This is a genomic window from Gilliamella sp. wkB178, assembly GCF_001690705.1.
Taxonomy (GTDB): Bacteria; Pseudomonadota; Gammaproteobacteria; order Enterobacterales; family Orbaceae; genus Gilliamella; species Gilliamella apicola_K.
In genome coordinates this window covers 232,131-254,542 of the sequence record NZ_LZGK01000013.1, presented here as the reverse complement: position 1 = coordinate 254,542, position 22,412 = coordinate 232,131, and the positions used below count along the sequence as shown (strand labels likewise).

Sequence of the window (22,412 nt, the reverse complement as noted above, 5' to 3'; positions counted from 1 at the left end):
AATTAAAGCCCTTGTATTGGTTAATTGGTTATAAATCGAGCCACTTTACCATGCTCTAAAACAACGGTATTTTGGGCATGTCTAGAAACTTCAGGTGAGTGAGTCACGACAATAATAGTACTGCCCTCTTCATGAAGTTGATGCAATAAATTCATGACCATTTCTTCATTAGTTTCATCTAAATTACCGGTTGGCTCATCGGCTAAAATGAGTTTTGGGTAATTAATGAGTGCTCTGGCAATACACACACGTTGTTGCTCACCACCGGAAAGCTGGCGCGGTAAATGCTTAGCTCGCGCAGCTAAACCGACTCGTTCCAATGCTTGCATCGCTTCTTTTTCGTCCACCATGCTATGATAATATTGCGCGACCATTACGTTTTCTAAAGCCGTTAAGTAAGAAATCAGATGGAACTGTTGGAAGATCAAACCAATTTTATCACGACGGATTTCGGTTAGTTCTGATAACGATAACTGGGTAATGTCCTGCCCATCAAGAATAACTGACCCTAACGTTGGTTTATCCATACAACCAATGATATTCATTAAGGTACTTTTACCACTCCCCGATGGCCCCATAATGGATAACCATTTACCTTCTTCAACGGTTAAATTCACCTCAGAAAGCGCATGCAGAGAACCATAAATTTTAGAGACATTTTTTACTTCAAGTATATTCATTTGTCATATCCTATTCGCCACGCAAGACTAACGCTGGTTCTACTTCAACCGCCCGTTTGACTGGAATTAAACAAGCAATAACTGTTACTATAGCTGACACAGCAATCGTAATTGGGATTAAATAAAATTCAATGCTAATTGAACGGCCAAAAACATTGGTACTGATCACTTGCGCAAACACTATTCCACAAAAAGCACCAATAGTCCCACCAATCACACCTAATACCAAGCCTTCAGCTAAAAACTCTTTAGCAATACTCTTATTATGTGCACCTATGGCTTTTTTAAGGCCGATCTCTTTACGGCGCTCCATAACCACCGTCATCATGGTAGTCGCGACACAAATCATAGTTAGTACTAACACCACTAGTGTAACTAAGTAGAGCAGCGATGACAGCTTACCAAGTACTGAGGTTTCAGATTGGGTAACCCATTTAATCAAATGCGGCTCGATAGTAGTAGATTGACTAGTGATAGTGTCAATATATTGTTTTAATTCTGCTTCGGATGCGGTGATGCTTACTTCCACCACTTCAGCTTGATCCTTTTCTTCCAGCAATTGTTCTAAATCATGCAGATTAATAAAAATAAAGTTATCTTCTGCACGACCAGTTTTGACAATTCCGGTGATGGTCATCTCTTCTTCAAAGCGTGAATCTTGTTTAGATTTACCTGAAATAGTCACTTTGCTACCAATAGTTAACATCGCAAAACTTGCAATATCAGTACCGACCATAATTTCATGGGGATTTTGTGGTAATGCACCATCAATTTGCCAGAATGGACTGGTTTTAGTCACCTGATTAAAATCAGTACCCACAATGGTATATGGGTGTTGATTACTACGAATAGTATCATAACGAAATGGCGTTACCCCTAACACTTTATCGCGCGGTAATAAACTAACCGCTTTTTGTACTTCTGCCATATCCATAGTCGGTTGATTATTAGTTGGCATTAATAACAGATTAGCACCATAAGAACGGAATTCCTGCCCCATCTGCCTAGGGATGTCATAACAAAGTGTTACCATGCCAAGTAGTACTGTGGCACCAATTGCCACACCCAGTAAAGCCACTGCAATACGTGAACGCCGTCTGATCAGTGAACTAAGCACTGTTTTAATAATAAATCTTTGATTTTTATTTATGATCATATTAGCCTTCCCTGTTAGCGACCATGCAACACTTCAGTAGGGCGTAAAAACATCATCATACGCAATGCTGGTAAACTACCTAACAGCGTAATTGTAAATACCATAATAATTACCAATGGAATAATTACCATTTTTGGCTGGATAAACGAACCAAAAACTGTATGCCCAATAATCTGGGCAAAACCTAAACCAAGGAAGTAACCAAAAATCCCTCCGACAAAAGCTACTACTAATATTTCAGTTAATATTAATAATGCCACTGAGGTATTGGTTGCCCCTAACGCTTTTAATAAACCAATTTCGGTGCTACGTTCAATAACATTAGCGGTAACTAAATTAGAAATTGCCAACGCTGAACAGATTAGTGAAAGAATTGTTAATAGTAGCATTAATAATTGGGTTTTTTGTAAGATCGAACCCTCAGACTCGGCCACTTGCATAATTGCTTTTACATGTACATCTGGCATGAGTTCTTCTAACTGATAAGCAATCGAACTAATGTAAGCAGTACAATACCATGTGTCCCACTCGGTTCTGGATAAACTATTTGGATCTTGAGCAGCTTTACGCGCTAAATCATTTTCAGGCGTAGTCAAGGCACTGACTTCAACCCTTTCCACCAACCCTGGTTTATCCGCCAGTTGTTGGGCTACAGGTAAAGCCACAAATAATTGTGAGTCTTCAGCGCCACCACTATGGAAAATATTATTAACCTTTAAGGTGATGGGACTTTGAGTTTGTGGTGAAGTTAAAGTAATGCTATCGCCCAACTGTAAATGCCACTGTTTAGCAACTGTCTCACCGACCATTACACCTTGTAAATTGTCATCGGTCATGGTGTTGCCCTCAATGGTCCACCAAGACTTCATCGCCAACATGCCGGTATCCACTTCATCACCAGTTGGAATATTTAAATGTTTATTAAACCAAGTACCCACCACTGTGATTGGTTTATCATTAAAGGTGGCTTGAGTAGTTAGATAAGGCGCAAAATCCACAATATTGTATGCCCAGAAGATCATCTTAATTTTGACCAGATCATCTTCTTTAATAAACTGCATCGCTTGTTGTTTATCATTATTATCCAGCTGATACATTTCGTTTACCAAAGCGGTACCTTTGGGCACAATGTTTAAATTAGCCCCATAGGCTTTTAACTCTTGGTTAACCTTGTCACCCACATCAAACATGACATTTAACATGGCTGTAGCTAATGACACCCCTAATGCGACCGTAACAGCAATTAAAAATAGCTTCTTTTTTTGCCGCATTAACACGCTTAGTAACATTCTACGAAACATAATATCTCACTTTGTTTACATTATTATTTGAAACGATTTTTTTCAGCTTCAAGATGAGCAGGCCTAATCACCATGTTGCCGTCAATAATTTCAAATTTAAGCGGTACCGGATTGCAACCACCAGGGAAGCCGATAGTAGCAATATTCATCACGACATCACACAAAATACAAACGACTTGATTACCTCGTTGATAATAACCTGTGGCTCCACAGATATCACAAGCATCAAGACCAACACCGTAAGCATTTTCGCTCTTTTTAATAATAATAAACCTAACTACCGTGCCATCCGATGCTTCAAAGCCATAACGGTGTAAATTACCATCATTAATCTTTTCAAGCGGGATCACAATTAAGCCATCGGCATTAGGAGTAATAGGTTCTGCTGGAGTAAGTTCCACTCCTTTTTCAAAAATATAGCGCGCCCGCGTAACCGTATAAGCAGTGATGGCAACACCCGCTATAACTAATAAGGATGTTCTTCTATCACTACGTAATTGGGCTTTCATTTTACGAATTTTGGCAGGATTACTACCGACTAATGAGGTGGTTTTAGATTTAACATATAAGACTATTGCTAAAAACAGAACAATCACCATAAAAATAAAGATGAAGAAGTTAACATGCCCAAGCACAAAAATAACTAAATCCATCATCCACGCTTGTGGTGAAATAAACCGCCTAACAATTAAAATCTGCAGAATATTAATGGCATTTTCAATAGTGAAAATAGCCAATGCAAGCGCAGCAATACAACAAACAAACTTATCGGATAAGCGCGCACAGATCCAATAAATAAACAGACCGATCAATAAAATGACCACTAATGCAAATAAATAACCCACCCATTTAAACAGGAAGTCATTATTAAAAATTGAGTCCATACCCACCGCAAATTCGAATGGATACAACATTAAATTTGGTAAACACTGAGCAACTACCAAGCCAAAACTGACGGTAGCCAATAAAATAAACACTGCCTTCCAAAAAGTATTCGGGAAAGTTTTTAGCATCCAAATGCTAATCAATAAAGGAATGGCAATAATTGTCCACGGGATAATCACCCCAAGATCATAAAATTCACGCACCGCAAAACCGGTATTGCGTTTTAAAATTGCATAAACTAGTGCTGCTATAAAGCCTAATATCAAACCCGTTAGCGCGATTTTCTTGCTATTCGATGCATTTAACTTGCTAATTACTGCACCTAATAACGCAACAATGATAATAGGTATAAAAGTATTGTCAGTAATCTTGATAAGATATTGAAGCATAATGATTGACCAGTTGTTGCAATATATTATTGGCGAGTTGATCCTCGCCAATATTTATAATTTAAGATTTAAAACTTACGATTACCACGCACGTGGAACATAGTTAAAGTCCCAAGAAACAGTAATTGGTTTAGTCCAGAAACGACCTTCTACACCAGTTTCTTTATCTACATGCAATAAATAACCTTGTTTTTCTGGGTTTTCAATCGTAAAGGTAACTTTGTATTTACCTGCGCCATCAAGCTTAATATTATTACCATAGTGAGGGCCATCAGATGCATTCATTGGCATGAAGTTACCTTCAATTGGTTTTTTGCTACCTTCTTTTAAGATTTGATATTTAACAGTTAAATAAGGTACAAATTCACCAACACCATAACCTAAATTATTGCCGTCAGCCGCAGAAATATCTGCTTCAATATGCATATCAGCTTTTGATGCTGCTAGACCTCCCATGCCAGCAGGTTCCATGTCAACTGGTTGGAAGTACACCGCACCAATGTGTAATGGACCTACAGTGATTTCATCCCCAATTGGGAATTCTTCAAAACCTTTTTGTTCCCCTGGTGCCGGTGCAGGAGCAGCATAAGCAAATGAAGATAATGCTAATATTGATGAAATCCCTGCTGTTAATACTAATTTTTTCATTGAAAACTCCTCTACTTTTTAGTTAACTACTTAAGACTTTTTTTATAATTACTACTTTTTTACTAGTAAATTAGTTTTTAGATGTTAACTGCAAAAAATCAGGCAACATCTTAACTAAATTTAAACTATTTTTTAACTGCTTTTTTTACCATGTTTTACTTTTAAATACACCACAGAAATGACCACAACTAACACCATAAACAATTGTGGAAGTAAGGTTTCAACTGTTGGGTAAATACCTAAAATATCAATTGAATGTACAAAATCTACTGGAGTAACTGGAATAATATCTGCTTCTTGTAGCTCTTTAACACCACCACCAGCAAAGGCAATCGCCATTATATACATTAATACACTAGTACCAATAAAGAATGGTTTGATTGGTAATTTCATAGTACCAAAACGGATCAAGATGAAGATTATCGCTAGCACCACAGAGCCTATACCTAAACCATACCACACCATATCCATATGCTCTTTAGCTTCAGCCAGCATCGCCTGATAGAATAAGATAGTTTCAGCACCTTCACGGAACACGGCTAAAAAGGCAGCAAAACCTAAAGCAAAGCCACTACCTGATGACACTGCACTTTGCACTTTGCCTTCAACATAGTTTTTCCATGCCTCGGCCTCGGCTTTGGAAAACATCCAGTTACTAACAAAAAACAATACCACAGTGGCAAGCAACATTGCCCCACCTTCCAGCATCTCTTGATTGGCACCACTGATATCGAAAAGAGTATGCAGTGCGATCGCCATTAAAATACTGGCAAATACCGCTACTAAGGAACTCAAATAAACCATTTTCACCATCGGCATATTACCAGAACGCACTAAGTAAGCCGAAATTGCCGCAATAACTAAAATAGCTTCTAAACCTTCTCGGAAAATAATAATGAAGGAAGCTAATAACACACTCCAACCACTTTCCTTTTTACCATCTAATTCGTTAGCGTCTTCATGCAGCATTTTTATAATAGTATCAATCTCAGCACGCACTACTTTGTTAGGTGCCCCTTCTGTCATTAAGCGTTTAATTTTGGCAAACTGGTATTCAGTATCCGTACCACGTTTACCCGAAATATAAGACATTACCGCTCGTTCAACACCATGTTTTTCATAAAAACCAAAATAAGCATAATTTACTTTTTCTTTAGCTTTATCAGTATCTTTCATGAAATAGATATCATAGGATTCATTCAAGATCGCATCCATTTCATCAATTACTGAATTCCAGCTGTCGTATTTTTTGGTTTCTGCATAGCTAGATGAGGTAAATGCCATTAAACTGGCTATTAACAAAAATGCTATAGTTAAAAATCGTTTCACAATTTTACCTCTCATTTACCTAGTAAAATTAAGCCAATCGGCTGACTGTTTTCTGGTAATTTCAGCTCTTGGGCAATTATGTCTGGTTTAATCGAATGGATATACCTAGCACTTAATTTTGAAGCTGCGGCAACCAGATAAATATTTTGACTCATAGCACCGACTGCTATTTGGCTAAAATTATTCGCTTGATCTGGAGGAAGATCGGCTAATGCTTTAGTGTCGGGAACAAAGATTAATGAATAAGCAGCGCGTTTAGTAAACGCCTGCATGGCAATATCCCCACGAATATCTTTATCGCTGATTTCACGTAAATAATGGCCTTCCCATTCATAAATATAGACACCCTTTTCACCAGCCACATAAATACGGACATAAGGTGACCTGCCATTAGCCATTGGAATAGTCCAACCCGTTTTACCGCGGTTTAGCCCACTAGCAGCCCATAGTACATTGGAAAGCTCATCATCAGAAATTTTACCCACAGGAAAGCCACCACCAGGTGTGGATGCGCGTTTTTTCAAACTTTCGAATAAACTCATACCATCTTTAGTTTGTGGTGTCGGTAACGAAATATCGGCATAACAAAAGGACATTGCAAAAAGTGAAGTGAAGCAAATAACAACTAATTTCCGCATAATGTACGGCATAGTTTACCTCTGACAATTTTGTAACAATAACCCTATCTTATTGCTAATGATCACAATTATCAATATCAAATAATAATAATTATCATTTGTTGCATAATTTGAAAGCAGAACTATGCCTGATTCTTAGCAATTTAGTTAATATAAAGAGTTTGTTAGCTAATAAATCGACGTCAACTTTTTTTGATAATGGACATAATTAATTTTTAATGGTTATAATCTATCCAATTTTACCCGAAACAATATTTTCACATGATGAATATTATTCAACTGGCTGTTTTATTAATTATTTTTCCTTTTTCACTCTTTGCTTCTGCATCTTATGTGGATAGTTGTCTATTAACAGGAACGTTATTAGAGGATCCAGTTATCATGATTAAATCAATGAATCGTGTCGATAATAATGGGGAGATTATGGCTAATTCAGCATATGAAGTGAGTGATTTTGAATTGAAGCTTTGGATTACTGACACCAAAATAGCAGGACGAGCAGACAGTGGTTGTCAATTGCCCGACAATAAACCATATGAGCTATTAATTACCTTAGCCAACGCTTATGACTTAACTGCAGCGAAAAAAGGTGACCAGATTAAATTATTACATATTATTAAAAATACTAGCCATACGCCAACCACTGAAAAATATATTTTACAAAAATAGGCTTCCTGTAAAATGCGTTGCTTGAAGCAAATCAACACCCTGGCGTACAATACCCTAAATTCATTTACTGGTTTATTATGCAACTTCATTTAGTCGTCAATACTTTTGGTGCAGATCTACAACGCCGTTATGGCGAAAAAATTTATAAACTGACCTTACATGGTGGCTTTAGTTGCCCCAATCGTGACGGCACCATTGGTGTGGGTGGTTGCACATTTTGTAATGTTGCGTCTATTATTGATGAGTCCATACAAGTTAAATCGATTGCAGATCAGCTGACTTCGCAAGCCCAGCAAATGAAAAAATCTAAACGTTATCTGGCCTACTTTCAAGCTTATACCAGTACCTATGCCGAAGTTGAAATCCTTAAAAATATGTATGAAGAGGCATTAAACAGTGCCGATATAGTGGGACTATGTGTTGGCACGCGTCCGGATTGTGTACCCAATGAAGCCCTTGATCTATTAGCGTCTTATCAAGAAAAAGGGTATGAAGTGTGGCTAGAACTCGGTTTACAAACTGCACTTGATAAAACGTTGCATGCGATTAACCGCGGACACACCTTTATTGATTATCAGCAAACGGTACAAAAAGCTCGTCAGCTAGGGATTAAAGTTTGCACACATTTAATTATTGGTCTGCCGAAAGAATCCAAGCAAGATAATTTGTTTACATTAGAACAAGTATTAAATTGTGGTGTGGATGGTTTAAAACTGCATCCGTTGCATATTGTCGAAGGTAGCATTATGGCCAAAGCGTGGCGTGCTGGGCGTCTTAATGTATTGTCATTAGATGAGTATGTGGATATTGCGGGTGATATTATTCGCCAAACCCCAGCGCATATTTTATATCATCGCATTTCGGCCAATGCCAGAAAGCCTACCCTATTAGCACCGGATTGGTGTGAAAACCATTGGCAATCCATGAATGCAGTCGATCACAACTTACGCCAATTTGGTGTACAAGGTAGCGCCATCGGCGATAATTATTGTTTTAAAGCATAGGAGAATTTAATGGACAATATTCAAATAGTTAAACACGCATTAAGTGATTTGCTGACATCAGATCTTGATATTCATGAATTAATCGTAAAATATTTTTCCACTGATTATCAACAAACCGTAGATGGTAAAACCCTAGGCTTTAATGAGTTTGTGGCTCATATGCAATTATTACGTAGTGTGGTCAAACAATTTGCTGTCACCATAGATGCGATAAGTCAATCAGGGGATAAAGTTCACAGCCATCATTTTGTTAAAGTCACGAAAACAGACAATAGTGTCAGCGAGTTTGAAGTTTTTGCTTTATTTAAAATCGCTAATCAAAAAATCGTCACTTGCAATGAGTTAACGCGCCAATTACAGGGTAATAGTGAAGACAAAGATCTTGGCGCCAGACATTGATTATGGCCAAATATAATTAAGGTTATAAACAATTATCTTAATAATTATAGACAATTTATTAATTACCAATAATTAAAACAGCATTATAACGGCATAGACTCCGCAACAGTTTTTACACCATTGCTGTTATCTGATCTACAAACATTTATTGATGATGAGCGTTCACTTGGTTCACCCCTAAAATCAAACTTTGCGCAACAATAACGACTAAGTATATAATATCCCTTTATTACTTGAGGCAATCTGCATGCAACTGGCTTTTTGTATTTATAAATATTTTCCTTTTGGTGGTTTGCAACGCGATTTTTTGCAAATTGCTAATGCTTGCCATGCTCATGGTCATAAGATTCGCGTTTATGTGATGAATTGGCAAGGCACCAAGCCTTCGCAAATGGATATTATTTTAGTGCCGAAAAAAGGACTATCTAATCATAGTCGTAATGAATTCTATTACCATTGGGTTAAAGCTCACTTACAAGCTAATCCGGTTGACTGCGTAGTGGGTTTTAACAAAATGCCAGAATTGGATGTGTATTTTGCTGGTGATACTTGTTTTGCCGAAAAAGTCTCACATAAGAGTTTTTTATATAAATTAACCAAACGTTGCAAGCACTATTTAGCCTTTGAAGATGCGGTATTTAATCCACAACATCACACGCAAATTATGGTATTAACTAAGCAACAAATTTCTGATTTTGAACACTTTTATCACACTCCAAAAAATCGATTTAATCTATTGCCACCAGGTATTGCAATGGATCGCAAATTTAATCCGGAATCATTAATTAAACGCCAACAATTCAGGCAAGCGAATCAAATCAAAGCGGACGCTTTTGTTATGCTGCAAATCGGTTCCGACTTTAAACGTAAAGGGGTTGATCGCTCATTAACTGCCATTGCCGCTTTACCAAGCGAATTAAAGCAGAAAGTCATTTATCTGGTCGTGGGGCAAGATAAACCCGAAGCTTATCAAAAACTAGCTAAACAGCTCGGCATTGCTCATCAAGTGCGTTTTTATTCTGGTCGCAATGATATCCCTGATTTTTTATTTGCTGCCGATTTATTATTGCACCCAGCTCGGCAAGAAGCTGCCGGCATGGTATTAATTGAAGGATTAGCGGCGGGAGTACCGGTGATTGTGTCTGGGATTTCCGGCTATGCCTATCATATTAATGACGCCAAAGCGGGGGTGGTATTAACCGAACCTTATTCACAATTAGAGCTAAATCAAGTGCTACAACATGCTATGACCAATAACGAGCAGTATCAAATTTGGCATGAAAACGCCATTCACTATGGCAACAATGCCGATTTATACCATTTGGCTGATCGCGCCGCTGACATTATTTTAGGTTGTCGCCCTTATGAATGAAATAGAACTTAAATCACCTTTTGACCAACTATGGCAAAATAAAGATCCTTTTTCTGAGGTTGAACTAATATCCGGTGACGTCTATCGTGAGGTAAAACAGCGCAAAACCTTAAATTTTCACCTTGAAGGTGAATCTTATTTTATTAAGATCCATCGCGGTACTACCATTAAAGAGATCGTTAAGAACCTGATTTCATTGCGCCTACCGGTGTTAGATGCTAAACAAGAGTGGCAAGCAATTCATCGCCTAGAACAAGCTGGTGTGAATACTATGGATGGGCGCGCATTTGGTCGTAAAGGGTTAAATCCACTGACTCGGCATTCCTTTATCATTACCAAAGATCTTAATCCGACGATTAGTTTAGAGGATTTTACTAAGCCGTGGTTAACTAATCCCCCTAGTTATCACCTGAAACGTTCACTGATTGTCTATCTAGCTAAAATGACCGCTAACATGCACGCCGCTGGGGTAAACCATCGTGATTGTTATTTGTGTCATTTTTTATTAGATATTCCTCTGTTTGAAAACAAGCAGCAGATAAAATTATCGGTCATTGATTTACATCGCGCGCAAACGCGTGCTAAAGTGCCAACACGTTGGCGTGATAAGGATCTAATTGGTCTGTATTTTTCATCAACTAAAATAGGATTAACTAATCGCGATATTTGGTTATTCTTAAAAAACTATTTCAATAAGCCATTAAAAGATATTGTGCGTGACGAACATAAATTAATCAGCAGCACGCAGCAAAAAGCGGAGCGAATTGCGCAACGGACTCAAAAGTATCAGCTTTAACCATAAGGAAATGCCATGTTTATTGAACGAATAGAGATTATAGGCTTTAGAGGTATCAACCAATTATCATTACAACTTAATGCTAAAGCTAGTGTACTTATTGGTGAAAATCGTTGGGGGCGTTCAAGTTTAATCAGTGCCTTAAAACTGTTATCGCTGGATAATAAATTTTATCAATTTGTTGAAACCGATTTTTATCATGACCAGTTCCAAAATTATGGCAATAAAATCAGCATTAAAATCACTTATTGTGAAGCTAACCCCAATGAGCTCAGTAACCAAGCGTATCAACCATTATTAGCCGTAGCGTATCCGCTTGGGGCTGATAAATTACGCCGAATTAGTTATCAAATTACAGCTGCAAACCAGAACGGGAAGATTATTACTGAACATCAGTTAGTCGATGATATTGGTAACGCTTGTGCCATTGAAAATCATAAATTGTTAATTGCCAATTTAATCAACCTTAATCCGGTAATGACGCTTAAAAATTCGATAAATCCTGAAAATATACCCAATACCAATCAACCCTTATCCGAATACTATATTGAACAACTTTCCAATCAATTAAAAGAAGGTTCGGCTCAGTTAAGCCAAGATGAATTACATCGGGGTTTACAAGCCGCGCGTGCATTATTGGAATACTATTTTGTTGATCATGAACATCGCTTTCACTACAAACAAATTGCCAAAAAAAATAGTCCTCGCAGTGAGGACTGGGATTCCTTAGAAAGGATTAATAATGTCCTCGATAAACTCGATAATGATTATTTACGCACAGCTTTGTTAGGCATTTTTGGCTCGATTGTTAGTGCCAAAGGTGATAATCCATTATCACATAGTTCAGTACCAATTTTAATTTTAGAAGAACCTGAAAGCCAGTTGCACCCGATTATCTTATCGGTCGGTTTTCGTTTGCTTAAGCATTTCCCAACCCAAAAAATTATTACTTCCAATTCGAGTGATCTCGTCTCCCTATTCCCATTAGACAGTATTTATCGTTTAATTCGATTGCAGGATCAAATCGTGGCCAAATATATTGCCCCACACTCACTCAGTACTGGTGATAGCCGACGTATTTTGTTCCATGTACTTTATCGTCGACCACTAGCGCTGTTTGCTCGTTGTTGGCTATTGGTTGAAGGCGAAACAGAAGTATGGCTACTGCGCGAGCTGGCCGAGCAAAGTGGTTACCACTTAAGTTCTGAAGGTGTGCAACTACTCGAGTTTGCCCAATGTGGTTTAAAACCGCTGATAAAATACGCTAATAAGATGGGTATTCATTGGTATGTGATCACCGATGGTGATATGGCTGGCAAAAAATATGCCGAAACCGTGCAAGCACTTTGCCCAGAAAATGATAATCCTGATAATTACTTAACCGTATTACCTGCTCGTGACATTGAAAACTTTTTATTTAAACATGGATTTAGTCATGTATATAAATTAGTGGCCTATAATACTGTGCAGCATATTGATATGTCAGTACCTAAAATTATTCAAAAAGCTATTCACAAAAGTTCAAAACCAGATTTGGCGATTGCGGTATGTGACGATGCTAAATCACGAGGCATAAACGCGATTCCGCGTTTACTGACCGACACTTTTGCTAAAATTGTTAAAATCTCCAAAGATTTGTATTAATGAAAGCGTGTCTATGAGTGATAGTAAAGCAATTAAATTAATAAAAAATTCAACAATGCTAATAAACTTATCATTACAATCGGATCTGAATCGAAAAGAGATAGTAACTTTCCTATAACAGGACACAAAAAAGCTTACGCAAGGTTAGAAAAAGAATGCTCCAATTAAAGAATAATTGACTTAAATTTATTACGCAATTTGTCTTGGTGGTTTTTTTATTGTTCTGTTTTAATAAATTTTATACCATTAATCTAAATTACTTATAAGGGAATGTATGAGGAAGATTATTTTAATTTGCTTATTTAGCCTTGCTTTATATGGTTGCGGCGAGAAAAAAAATACAGAAGAAATGCTGGTTGGGAATTGGAAATGTGATTTGACTCAACAAGTTGCTAACTGGAAAAACGGCGCTTTTCAGGATTACGGTGAACCTGAAAGCAAGAAACTAATTGTCGTTTACAAAATATATGATGGCGTAATTATTAAAAGTAGATTAAATAATACTCCGAGGCCATCAGCAGTTATAGAACTGTGGGAATCAGAACCAACATACCGAGCAATTCATAATCTTAAAAATATTGTTGTAGATAATAACTTCGTAACTTCAATCGAAAGTAAACTAGATTATATTTCCGAAAATGAATACAAGTTAACAGAAGTTATTTCAAAAATCTACGGTGATTTTACAGAATTAGAGCAAGAAAGAAGTAATAATAAAGTTAAATTTGAGGAATATTGTACAAAGATTAAAACTGATTAAAAAATAAAAGCACAAAATGGTATCCGCCGAATGATATCGGCGGTAATTGTTCAATAGAACTATTTGGTAATTCTTTTATATTTAGCGCGTTTTGGCTCTAAGGCTTCGGCACCAAGCGTACGTTTTTTCCATTCTTCATATTCGGTGAAATTACCTTCAAAGAATTCAACATGCCCTTCATCTTGGTAATCTAAAATATGAGTCGCTATACGGTCAAGGAACCAGCGGTCATGTGAAATCACTAACGCACAGCCCGGGAACTCTAACAAGGCGTTTTCCAGTGCCCGTAGGGTTTCAACATCTAAATCATTGGTCGGTTCGTCGAGTAACAATACGTTGCCACCAACTTGTAATAATTTAGCTAAATGCACCCGCCCACGTTCACCGCCAGACAGTTCACCCACACGTTTTTGTTGATCGACACCTTTAAAGTTAAAGCGTCCAACATAAGCTCGGCTAGGGATTTCAAAATTACCGATACGCATAATATCTTGACCATTGGAGATTTCGTCCCAAACAGTCTTGCTATCATCCATACTGTCACGGAACTGGTCAACTGACGCTAATTGAACGGTGTCACCTAATGTAATCGTGCCTGAATCGGGTTGCTCTTTACCGGATAACATTCTAAATAAGGTCGATTTACCGGCACCATTGGGACCAATAATCCCAACAATCGCGCCTTTGGGAATACTAAACGAAAGATCGTCAATTAGTACCCGATCACCATAGGATTTAGTGAGGTTACTCACTTCAATCACTTTATCACCCAAACGTTGCCCAGGTGGAATAAACAATTCGTTAGTTTCATTACGTTTTTGGTAATCGTTGCTATTTAACTCTTCAAAACGCGCTAAACGAGCTTTGCTTTTTGCTTGGCGACCTTTTGGATTTTGACGTACCCATTCGAGTTCTTTCTCGATCGATTTACGCCGAGCAGATTCGGTTGCTGCTTCTTGTGCTAAACGCTGATCTTTTTGCTCTAACCAAGATGAATAGTTACCTTCCCAAGGAATACCTTCACCACGATCGAGTTCTAAAATCCAACCCGCAACATTATCTAAAAAGTAGCGGTCATGGGTTACGGCGACAACGGTACCTTCATAATCATGTAAAAAACGTTCCAACCATGCTACCGATTCGGCATCTAAATGGTTGGTCGGTTCGTCGATTAATAACATATCCGGTTTTTCAAGCAATAATTGACAAATTGCCACACGGCGGCGTTCACCACCAGAGAGTGTTTCAATTTTGGCATCCCAATCTGGTAACCGTAATGCATCCGCGGCCCGTTCCAGTTGATTGTCTAAGTTATGAGCATCTTGCGCTTGAATAATGGCTTCAAGTTCAGCTTGCTCTTTGGCTAACTTATCAAAATCAGCATCAGGATCGGCATAAGCAGCATAAACCTCATCTAAACGCGCAAGTGCTTGTTTGGCATCACCTACCGCTTGTTCAACCGCTTCCCGCACAGTCTGTTTAGGATCAAGTTTTGGTTCTTGAGGTAAATAACCAATTTTAATATCAGGCTGAGGTCGAGCTTCACCCTCAATCTCAGTATCTACGCCAGCCATTATGCGTAGTAATGTGGATTTACCTGCACCATTTAAACCCAGCACCCCAATTTTGGCACCGGGGAAAAAACTCAAAGAAATATCTTTTAAAATATAGCGTTTAGGAGGAACAATCTTCCCAACTCTATTCATGGTATAAACATATTGCGCCATAAAAACCTTACTCGTTTTTTTGTTAACCAATAGCAAAGCAGTAATGATTTGCTATATTTATTGATGGGCTATATTGTAACGATTCTGAGAGATGGGTCTAGGGTTATTTGTAAGAATATTACCGTAAAAAATAAGTAAGCATTGTGCTATAAAATAAATAAGCTAATCATTTTAATGGCATACAATAAAATTATTTATACATAAAACAATTAACTTATTTATTTACAACAATATGACATGTAAAACTAAATAAAACAGTTAGCAATTAGATATTTATGGGTAACCTATATTGTTATTTCCAGTTACATAGTTAATTGCTAACCAAAGTTAAGTCATATTATAAAAAGGTAAAAATCTGTTCTTTAGGAAGACGTGATTTTGGTCGGTGAGCATTACCATCATTTTCAGCTCGATAACCTAATGTCGCTACCACAATACTTTTTAGCCCTTTTTGTTTAAGGCCTAAAATCTCATCCATTTTAGCTGAGTCATATCCTTCAACCGCAGTAGAATCAACACCGATTGCCTCGGCGGCAAACAATAATTGCCCTAATGCAATGTAGGCTTGCTTACTTTCCCAACAAAGTTGCGCTTCAGGCGTTGAACTATTGAGCTTGACAAAATGACGTCTACCTTCATCTTGGGCTTTTTTAAGATCTGCCGAAGGTAAGCGACCATCTTTATCTTCCTGATTAAGGAGATTAACTAAATGGGCATCATCTAAAGGGGTTTTAACACAAAAGACGATTGTATGCGATGAATCTGTAACACGAGGGTGATTAAAATCAAGAATAGCAGGTAAAATTTTATTTTTGGCGGTATCATTATCAATCACATAAAAATGCCAAGGCTGTGAATTAACAGATGAGGGACTATTTCTTAATACCGTTAACAGTTGTTCGATTTTATCGGCTGGAATTTTTTTGGTTTTATCATAATGCTTGGTGGTATAACGTTTTTGTGAAATTTCAACAATATTCATGATTATGCCTCCGTTAATAGTGGAACTTTATTATAATTCGAAAAATGCATGACTCAACTTATTATTGCAATATATATTCCTTGAATAATAAACCACAATCAAATTAAGTTTATTGTAAATAAAACATACAATAAATTACATTTCCTTTTATAGTGTTATAATTTTCAATATATTATTACTATTAATAAATAATCATTGACACAACTAATATCATTTGGTAAAAATATCATCAAATTGTTTTAAAATTATTCGAATCCGAGAATTTCATGTTGATTAAATTATTTACTCTCCGCCTCAGCCTCCTCCTCGCATCGTTTTGCGCGGATAGCTTGTATGTGGAGTAAAGTGATAGTTTATAAAACAACTCGACAAATTAACAAGAACCCGCGCTAAAGTGCGGGTTTTTTGTTTTTATAGCATGAAATACCGCGGCGCCAATATAAAAAGGAATAACAATGAGCGATCAAGTCATAATTTTTGATACCACATTACGTGATGGTGAACAGGCATTACAGGCAAGTTTGAGTGTCAAAGAAAAGTTACAAATAGCTTTAGCGTTAGAAAGAATGCGCGTTGATGTTATGGAAGTCGGTTTTCCAATTTCTTCTCCCGGTGATTTTGAGTCAGTGCAAACCATTGCCAAAACTATAAAAGCTAGTCGTGTGTGTGCACTATCCCGTTGCATCGATAAAGATATCGATGTTGCCGCTGAAGCATTAAAGGTTGCCGATCAATTCCGTATCCATACTTTTATGGCCACGTCTAACTTACATGTTAAAGATAAATTAAAAATGACATTTGAGGATGTAGTTGAAAGAGCGATTCATTGTGTTAAACGGGCGCGTAATTATACGGATGATGTTGAATTCTCTTGCGAGGATGCCGGTCGAACCCCAATCGATCATTTATGCCAAATAGTAGAAGCCGCAATCAAAGCAGGTGCTACCACAATCAATATTCCTGATACTGTCGGCTATACCGTTCCTTATCAATTTGGTGGCATTATCCGTACTTTATTTGAACGAGTGCCAAATATTGATAAAGCCATTATTTCGGTACATTGCCATGATGATTTAGGGATGTCGGTAGCAAATTCAATTAGTGCCATCCAAGAAGGCGCAAGGCAAGTTGAAGGCGCAATGAACGGATTAGGTGAACGCGCAGGTAATACCGCTTTAGAAGAAGTGATCATGGCCATCAAAGTCCGCCAAAATATTTTAAATGTCCACACCAATATTAATCATCAAGAAATTTATCGTACCAGCCAAATTGTTAGCCAAATTACCAATATGCCCATTCCAGCTAATAAAGCGGTTATTGGTAGTAATGCCTTTGCTCACTCATCGGGTATTCACCAAGATGGAGTATTAAAAAACCGCGAAACATACGAAATCATGACGCCAGAATCAATTGGCTTAAATCAAATTCAATTAAATTTAACTTCACGTTCCGGGCGAGCGGCGGTTAAACACCGTTTAGAAGAGTTAGGTTATCACGACAATGATTATAATTTAGATCAATTGTATGAAGCTTTTCTAGAATTAGCTGATAAAAAAGGACAAATCTTTGATTATGATTTAGAAGCGTTAATTTTTATCAATCAATTAAAAGATGAAAAAGATCACTATGTTTTAGATTATTTCAATGTGCAATCAGGATCAACTGTGGTATCAACCGCCTCAGTGAGCTTGTTAATTGGCGATAAAAAATTTTCCGATGCCGCAACCGGCAACGGACCAGTTGATGCCGTTTATCAAGCTATAAATCGCATTACTGGAGAACCGATCGCCATTATAAAATATCAATTAGCGGCTAAAGGGCAAGGTGAAAATGCTTTAGGGCAAGTGGATATTGTTGCTGAATATAAAGGCCGGAAATTCCATGGCGTTGGCTTAGCCACGGATATTGTCCACTCATCGGCTCTGGCTTTGATTAATGTCTTAAATAATGTGTATAGAGCGAATTTGGTCTCTCAAGAAAAGCAAAAATTACATCATGAATAATAGCATTGCATTAATTTAATAATACAATACTCAAAATAGTTTAAATTGTTAAGGAATGAATATGTCACAAAATTACCATATTGCAGTACTTCCCGGTGATGGCATCGGTCCTGAGGTGATGAAACAAGCCTATAAAGTACTGGAAGTTATCCGCCAAAAATATAATCTTGCTATCACCACCAGTGAATATGATGTTGGCGGCGCGGCTATTGATATTCATGGTTGCCCGTTACCAAAAGAAACATTGGAAGGTTGCGAGAAAGCCGATGCTATTTTATTTGGCTCGGTCGGTGGTCCTAAATGGACCAATTTACCGCCCGATCAACAACCCGAACGTGGCGCATTGTTACCATTACGCAAACACTTTAAATTGTTTGCTAATCTGCGCCCTGCTCGCTTATATCAAGGTTTAGAAGAGCTGTGCCCATTACGGGCCGATATTGCCATACGCGGGTTTGACATTTTGTGTATGCGAGAATTAACCGGTGGCATTTATTTTGGTTTACCTAAAGGCCGTGAAGGTAGTGGAGCTCAAGAACGTGCTTTTGATACTGAAGTGTATTACCGTTTTGAAATCGAACGTATTGCTAAAATGGGATTTGAAGCCGCGCGGTTGCGTCGCAAAAAAGTCACTTCAGTTGATAAGGCTAACGTGTTACAAACTTCAATATTATGGCGCGAAGTAGTCACTGAAATCGCTAAAAGCTATCCAGATGTTACTCTTGAGCACATGTATATCGATAACGCCACCATGCAACTCGTGAAAGATCCTTCGCAATTCGATGTCGTTTTATGTTCCAACTTATTTGGTGATATTCTATCTGATGAATGTGCCATGATTACTGGTTCAATGGGTATGCTGCCATCGGCTAGTTTAAATGAACAAGGATTTGGTTTATATGAGCCTGCTGGTGGTAGTGCACCTGATATTGCCGGTAAAAATATAGCTAACCCTGCCGCACAGATTTTGTCATTAGCTTTATTAGTACGTTATAGTCTAAAACGCGATGATATTGCCTCTTCAATTGAAACAGCTGTAAATAAAGCGTTAGAAAAAGGTTATCGTACTATCGATCTTGCCCAAAATGGGAAATCAATTTCCACTAATGAAATGGGCGATATTATTTGTAAATTAATTTAGTAATGTTGATAGTCTTGGTCATTTAGTAAAAAAATAGAAAGGAACCTGCAATGTCAAAAACACTGTATCAAAAATTATATGATGCGCATGTCGTTTATGAAGCACCTAACGAAACGCCCATTTTATATATTGATCGCCATTTAGTTCATGAAGTCACTTCGCCACAAGCGTTTGATGGCTTGCGGGCGATGAACCGCAAAGTGCGTCAACCGCATAAAACATTTGCAACGATGGATCATAATACGTCAACTAAAAGTAATGAATTGAGCGCTTGTAGCGAAATGGCACGTATTCAATTAACCGAACTTGCTAAAAATGCGAAAGAATTTGGAGTGTCATTATATGGTTTACAAAGCCCTTTACGGGGGATTGTCCATGTAGTTGGTCCGGAACAAGGTATGACTTTACCCGGTATGACTATTGTCTGCGGTGATTCACATACCGCCACCCATGGTGCTTTTGGTGCTTTAGCGTTCGGTATTGGTACTTCTGAAGTTGAACATGTACTTGCAACCCAAACTTTGAAACAAGGCCGAGCCAAAACCATGAAAATTGAAGTCATAGGACAAGTAGCTGACGGCATTACTGCTAAAGATATTATTTTGGCCATTATCGGCAAAACGACCAGTGCTGGTGGTACTGGATATGTGGTTGAATTTTGTGGTGAGGCAATTCGTTCATTATCAATGGAAGGTCGAATGACCCTATGCAATATGGCAATCGAAATGGGAGCTAAAGCGGGTATCATTGCACCTGACGAAGTCACCTTCGAATATTTAAAAGATCGTCAATTTTCACCAAAAGGTAAAGATTTTGAAGATGCAGTAGCCTACTGGAAGACTTTGAAAACTGATGAAGGAGCGCATTTTGATGCAGTAGTTACTTTGCAAGGTAAAGATATTGCCCCACAAGTAACTTGGGGTACCAATCCAGGGCAAGTAACTGCAATTGATTCTGCTGTACCAAATCCTAATGATTTTACTGATATAATTCAACAACATTCTGCCGAACGTGCATTAACTTATATGGGGTTGAGTGCTGGTACCAAAATGACTGATATTAAAATCAATAAGGTATTTATAGGTTCTTGTACTAACTCAAGGATTGAAGATTTACGCGCTGCGGCTAGAGTAGCTAAAGGGCGTAAAGTAGCCGAAGGTGTACAAGCATTAGTGGTTCCGGGTTCAGGACCCGTAAGATTACAAGCTGAAGCGGAAGGTTTAGATAAAATTTTTACTGATGCAGGTTTTGAATGGCGATTGCCGGGCTGCTCTATGTGTTTGGCTATGAATGATGATAAATTGGCACCAGGCGATCGCTGTGCATCAACCAGTAACCGAAATTTTGAAGGCCGACAAGGTCGTGATGCCAGAACCCATTTAGTAAGTCCAGCCATGGCTGCCGCGGCTGCTATTACTGGTCATTTTACTGATATTCGCAAACCATTTTAAGGAGGCAAGTCATGGCTAAATTTACAAAACACACCGGATTAGTTGTTCCTTTAGATGCGGCTAATGTTGATACCGATGCCATTATTCCTAAGCAATTTTTGCAAAAAGTCACACGTACTGGTTTTGGTAAGCATGCGTTTCATGAATGGCGTTTTCTGGATGATGCAGGTGAAAAACCGAATCCTGAATTTGTTTTAAATAAACCACGCTATAAAGGTGCCAGCATTTTATTAGCGCGTGAAAATTTTGGTTGTGGTTCATCACGTGAACATGCACCTTGGGCTTTAACTGATTATGGTTTTAAAACCATTATTGGTTCCAGCTTCGCCGATATTTTTTATAATAATTCTTTCAATAATCAATTGCTATTAGTTAACTTATCTGAAGAAGATGTGGATGAACTTTTTAAAATTGTTGAAGCGAATGAAGGTATCGAATTTACTATCGATCTAGAGAATGAAGTCGTTATTGCTGGAGATAAGCAATATTCATTTAAAATTGATTCGTTCAAACGTCATTGTTTATTGAATGGTTTAGATAATATTGGGTTAACCTTACAGCATGAAGATGCCATTAGTGCTTTTGAACAGAAAATTCCCAAGTTTTTAGCCTAATCTTAACTTAGGGTGCTTAACTGCACCCAACCACAGGATATATTAATGACCACACATCACGATAATGTTAAACAGCAATTTGGTGAACAAGCTAATGCTTATTTAACCAGTAAAGTCCACGCACAAGGCCCCGATCTGGAATACTTATCCAAATTACTCACGCATTATCCTAATGCTGAGTTATTGGATATGGGGTGTGGTGCTGGACACGTTAGTTTTATTGCTGCTAACCATGTTAAAAGTGTCACCGCCTATGATCTTGCTGATGAAATGTTGTCAGTCGTTGCCAAAACAGCCCAAGAACGCGGGTTACTAAATATTAACACTCGGCAGGGTTATGCTGAACAGCAGCCTTTTGCTGATAATCAATTTGATATTATTGCTAGCCGTTATTCTGCTCATCATTGGCATGATGTTGGCAAAAGTCTACGGGAACTGCATCGAGTCTGCAAAACAAACGGTAAATTGATTATTATGGATGTGGTTTCGCCAGGGTATCCCGTTTTAGATATTTGGTTACAAACTGTTGAAGCATTAAGAGATACTTCACATGTGTGTGATTATACTCCAGGAGAATGGTTGACATTTTTAAGCGAAGCAGGTTTTACTATCGATAATCTTGAACGTCATCGGTTAACCCTCTCTTTTGATACTTGGGTTAAACGCATGCGAACACCTGATGTTTTAATCGAAGCGATTAAGGCGTATCAACTAACAGCCGCAAAAGATACTAAAACCTATTTTGAATTACAGCCAGATGGTTCTTTTACTACTGATATGATGATTATTGAAACCCGAAAAGTCGTTTGATCATATTTATTACA

21 protein-coding genes are annotated in these 22,412 nt (G+C 37.9%); 12 read left to right on the top strand and 9 right to left on the bottom strand.

Annotated features, from left to right (window positions below; translation table 11 throughout):
- Window positions 1–20: 20 nt before the first annotated feature.
- From A9G13_RS05410 to A9G13_RS05380, 7 genes are all read right to left on the bottom strand, one after another.
- On the bottom strand, window positions 21–680 hold the full coding sequence (locus A9G13_RS05410) for an ABC transporter ATP-binding protein (RefSeq protein WP_065556587.1): 660 nt from the start codon (window positions 678–680) through the stop codon (window positions 21–23).
- A gap of 10 nt (window positions 681–690) precedes the next feature.
- On the bottom strand, window positions 691–1,836 hold the full coding sequence (locus tag A9G13_RS05405) for an ABC transporter permease (protein WP_065556586.1): 1,146 nt from the start codon (window positions 1,834–1,836) through the stop codon (window positions 691–693).
- 14 nt (window positions 1,837–1,850) lie between these two features.
- Window positions 1,851–3,137, bottom strand: coding sequence for an ABC transporter permease (locus tag A9G13_RS05400; protein WP_065556585.1), 1,287 nt, complete (start codon window positions 3,135–3,137; stop codon window positions 1,851–1,853).
- Between the two features lie 23 nt (window positions 3,138–3,160).
- Window positions 3,161–4,411: a Fe-S-containing protein gene (locus tag A9G13_RS05395; protein ID WP_065556584.1), complete on the bottom strand. Its 1,251-nt coding sequence runs from the start codon at window positions 4,409–4,411 to the stop codon at window positions 3,161–3,163.
- Between the two features lie 81 nt (window positions 4,412–4,492).
- Window positions 4,493–5,059: an iron transporter gene (locus A9G13_RS05390; RefSeq protein WP_065556583.1), complete on the bottom strand. Its 567-nt coding sequence runs from the start codon at window positions 5,057–5,059 to the stop codon at window positions 4,493–4,495.
- 132 nt (window positions 5,060–5,191) lie between these two features.
- The gene (locus A9G13_RS05385; protein WP_218059163.1) at window positions 5,192–6,388 is read right to left on the bottom strand and encodes an FTR1 family iron permease; all 1,197 of its coding nucleotides are present in this window, start codon (window positions 6,386–6,388) and stop codon (window positions 5,192–5,194) included.
- 11 nt (window positions 6,389–6,399) lie between these two features.
- Window positions 6,400–7,038 carry a nitroreductase family protein gene (locus A9G13_RS05380; protein ID WP_065556581.1) on the bottom strand — a complete coding sequence of 213 codons (639 nt, stop codon included), beginning with the start codon at window positions 7,036–7,038 and terminating at the stop codon, window positions 6,400–6,402.
- A gap of 249 nt (window positions 7,039–7,287) precedes the next feature.
- On the opposite strand from A9G13_RS05380, the gene A9G13_RS05375 reads away from it, so the two are divergent.
- From A9G13_RS05375 to A9G13_RS05345, 7 genes are all read left to right on the top strand, one after another.
- Complete coding sequence (locus tag A9G13_RS05375) at window positions 7,288–7,695, top strand: hypothetical protein (RefSeq protein ID WP_065556580.1); 408 nt, start codon at window positions 7,288–7,290, stop codon at window positions 7,693–7,695.
- Between the two features lie 77 nt (window positions 7,696–7,772).
- The gene (locus tag A9G13_RS05370) at window positions 7,773–8,699 is read left to right on the top strand and encodes a TIGR01212 family radical SAM protein (protein ID WP_065557091.1); all 927 of its coding nucleotides are present in this window, start codon (window positions 7,773–7,775) and stop codon (window positions 8,697–8,699) included.
- 9 nt (window positions 8,700–8,708) lie between these two features.
- A complete protein-coding gene (locus A9G13_RS05365) occupies window positions 8,709–9,098 on the top strand; it encodes a nuclear transport factor 2 family protein (protein ID WP_065556579.1) in 390 nt (129 codons plus the stop codon).
- Window positions 9,099–9,345: 247 nt separating this feature from the next.
- Window positions 9,346–10,470, top strand: a complete 1,125-nt coding sequence (locus A9G13_RS05360) for a glycosyltransferase family 4 protein (RefSeq protein ID WP_065556578.1) — start codon at window positions 9,346–9,348, stop codon at window positions 10,468–10,470.
- Window positions 10,463–11,266: a lipopolysaccharide core heptose(I) kinase RfaP gene (gene rfaP / locus A9G13_RS05355; RefSeq protein WP_065556577.1), complete on the top strand. Its 804-nt coding sequence runs from the start codon at window positions 10,463–10,465 to the stop codon at window positions 11,264–11,266. Before A9G13_RS05360 ends, rfaP begins: the two co-directional genes overlap by 8 nt.
- A 15-nt stretch (window positions 11,267–11,281) precedes the next feature.
- Window positions 11,282–12,910: a DUF2813 domain-containing protein gene (locus A9G13_RS05350; RefSeq protein ID WP_065556576.1), complete on the top strand. Its 1,629-nt coding sequence runs from the start codon at window positions 11,282–11,284 to the stop codon at window positions 12,908–12,910.
- 274 nt (window positions 12,911–13,184) lie between these two features.
- Complete coding sequence (locus tag A9G13_RS05345) at window positions 13,185–13,670, top strand: hypothetical protein (RefSeq protein WP_065556575.1); 486 nt, start codon at window positions 13,185–13,187, stop codon at window positions 13,668–13,670.
- A 59-nt stretch (window positions 13,671–13,729) separates the two neighbouring features.
- On the opposite strand, the gene ettA is transcribed toward A9G13_RS05345, so the two are convergent.
- Together ettA and nfsB are read right to left on the bottom strand one after the other, a co-directional pair.
- On the bottom strand, window positions 13,730–15,397 hold the full coding sequence (gene ettA / locus A9G13_RS05340) for an energy-dependent translational throttle protein EttA (protein ID WP_065556574.1): 1,668 nt from the start codon (window positions 15,395–15,397) through the stop codon (window positions 13,730–13,732).
- Between the two features lie 337 nt (window positions 15,398–15,734).
- Window positions 15,735–16,379: an oxygen-insensitive NAD(P)H nitroreductase gene (gene nfsB, locus A9G13_RS05335; protein WP_065556573.1), complete on the bottom strand. Its 645-nt coding sequence runs from the start codon at window positions 16,377–16,379 to the stop codon at window positions 15,735–15,737.
- 455 nt (window positions 16,380–16,834) lie between these two features.
- Here nfsB and leuA point away from each other — a divergent pair, with 455 nt between their 5' ends.
- The 5 genes from leuA to A9G13_RS05310 all read left to right on the top strand — a co-directional run bounded on the left by leuA (window position 16,835) and on the right by A9G13_RS05310 (window position 22,398).
- A complete protein-coding gene (leuA, locus tag A9G13_RS05330; protein WP_065556572.1) occupies window positions 16,835–18,382 on the top strand; it encodes a 2-isopropylmalate synthase in 1,548 nt (515 codons plus the stop codon).
- 61 nt (window positions 18,383–18,443) lie between these two features.
- Window positions 18,444–19,523, top strand: coding sequence for a 3-isopropylmalate dehydrogenase (gene leuB, locus A9G13_RS05325; RefSeq protein ID WP_065556571.1), 1,080 nt, complete (start codon window positions 18,444–18,446; stop codon window positions 19,521–19,523).
- A 50-nt stretch (window positions 19,524–19,573) separates the two neighbouring features.
- Window positions 19,574–20,974, top strand: a complete 1,401-nt coding sequence (gene leuC, locus A9G13_RS05320; RefSeq protein ID WP_065556570.1) for a 3-isopropylmalate dehydratase large subunit — start codon at window positions 19,574–19,576, stop codon at window positions 20,972–20,974.
- Window positions 20,975–20,985: 11 nt separating this feature from the next.
- The gene (gene leuD / locus A9G13_RS05315; protein WP_065556569.1) at window positions 20,986–21,588 is read left to right on the top strand and encodes a 3-isopropylmalate dehydratase small subunit; all 603 of its coding nucleotides are present in this window, start codon (window positions 20,986–20,988) and stop codon (window positions 21,586–21,588) included.
- 45 nt (window positions 21,589–21,633) lie between these two features.
- Window positions 21,634–22,398 carry a class I SAM-dependent methyltransferase gene (locus A9G13_RS05310; RefSeq protein ID WP_065556568.1) on the top strand — a complete coding sequence of 255 codons (765 nt, stop codon included), beginning with the start codon at window positions 21,634–21,636 and terminating at the stop codon, window positions 22,396–22,398.
- Window positions 22,399–22,412: the final 14 nt, after the last annotated feature.

What these genes read in the sequence shown, in the direction of transcription:
- A9G13_RS05410 (WP_065556587.1), bottom strand. Translation starts at nt 680, where the DNA reads ATGAATATACTTGAAGTAAAAAATGTCTCTAAAATTTATGGTTCTCTG.
- A9G13_RS05405 (WP_065556586.1), bottom strand. Translation starts at nt 1,836, where the DNA reads ATGATCATAAATAAAAATCAAAGATTTATTATTAAAACAGTGCTTAGT.
- leuB (WP_065556571.1), top strand. Translation starts at nt 18,444, where the DNA reads ATGTCACAAAATTACCATATTGCAGTACTTCCCGGTGATGGCATCGGT.
- rfaP (WP_065556577.1), top strand. Translation starts at nt 10,463, where the DNA reads ATGAATGAAATAGAACTTAAATCACCTTTTGACCAACTATGGCAAAAT.
- A9G13_RS05395 (WP_065556584.1), bottom strand. Translation starts at nt 4,411, where the DNA reads ATGCTTCAATATCTTATCAAGATTACTGACAATACTTTTATACCTATT.
- A9G13_RS05390 (WP_065556583.1), bottom strand. Translation starts at nt 5,059, where the DNA reads ATGAAAAAATTAGTATTAACAGCAGGGATTTCATCAATATTAGCATTA.
- ettA (WP_065556574.1), bottom strand. Translation starts at nt 15,397, where the DNA reads ATGGCGCAATATGTTTATACCATGAATAGAGTTGGGAAGATTGTTCCT.
- A9G13_RS05365 (WP_065556579.1), top strand. Translation starts at nt 8,709, where the DNA reads ATGGACAATATTCAAATAGTTAAACACGCATTAAGTGATTTGCTGACA.
- leuA (WP_065556572.1), top strand. Translation starts at nt 16,835, where the DNA reads ATGAGCGATCAAGTCATAATTTTTGATACCACATTACGTGATGGTGAA.
- A9G13_RS05380 (WP_065556581.1), bottom strand. Translation starts at nt 7,038, where the DNA reads ATGCCGTACATTATGCGGAAATTAGTTGTTATTTGCTTCACTTCACTT.
- A9G13_RS05375 (WP_065556580.1), top strand. Translation starts at nt 7,288, where the DNA reads ATGATGAATATTATTCAACTGGCTGTTTTATTAATTATTTTTCCTTTT.
- A9G13_RS05370 (WP_065557091.1), top strand. Translation starts at nt 7,773, where the DNA reads ATGCAACTTCATTTAGTCGTCAATACTTTTGGTGCAGATCTACAACGC.
- leuC (WP_065556570.1), top strand. Translation starts at nt 19,574, where the DNA reads ATGTCAAAAACACTGTATCAAAAATTATATGATGCGCATGTCGTTTAT.
- A9G13_RS05345 (WP_065556575.1), top strand. Translation starts at nt 13,185, where the DNA reads ATGAGGAAGATTATTTTAATTTGCTTATTTAGCCTTGCTTTATATGGT.
- nfsB (WP_065556573.1), bottom strand. Translation starts at nt 16,379, where the DNA reads ATGAATATTGTTGAAATTTCACAAAAACGTTATACCACCAAGCATTAT.
- leuD (WP_065556569.1), top strand. Translation starts at nt 20,986, where the DNA reads ATGGCTAAATTTACAAAACACACCGGATTAGTTGTTCCTTTAGATGCG.
- A9G13_RS05360 (WP_065556578.1), top strand. Translation starts at nt 9,346, where the DNA reads ATGCAACTGGCTTTTTGTATTTATAAATATTTTCCTTTTGGTGGTTTG.
- A9G13_RS05310 (WP_065556568.1), top strand. Translation starts at nt 21,634, where the DNA reads ATGACCACACATCACGATAATGTTAAACAGCAATTTGGTGAACAAGCT.
- A9G13_RS05400 (WP_065556585.1), bottom strand. Translation starts at nt 3,137, where the DNA reads ATGTTTCGTAGAATGTTACTAAGCGTGTTAATGCGGCAAAAAAAGAAG.
- A9G13_RS05350 (WP_065556576.1), top strand. Translation starts at nt 11,282, where the DNA reads ATGTTTATTGAACGAATAGAGATTATAGGCTTTAGAGGTATCAACCAA.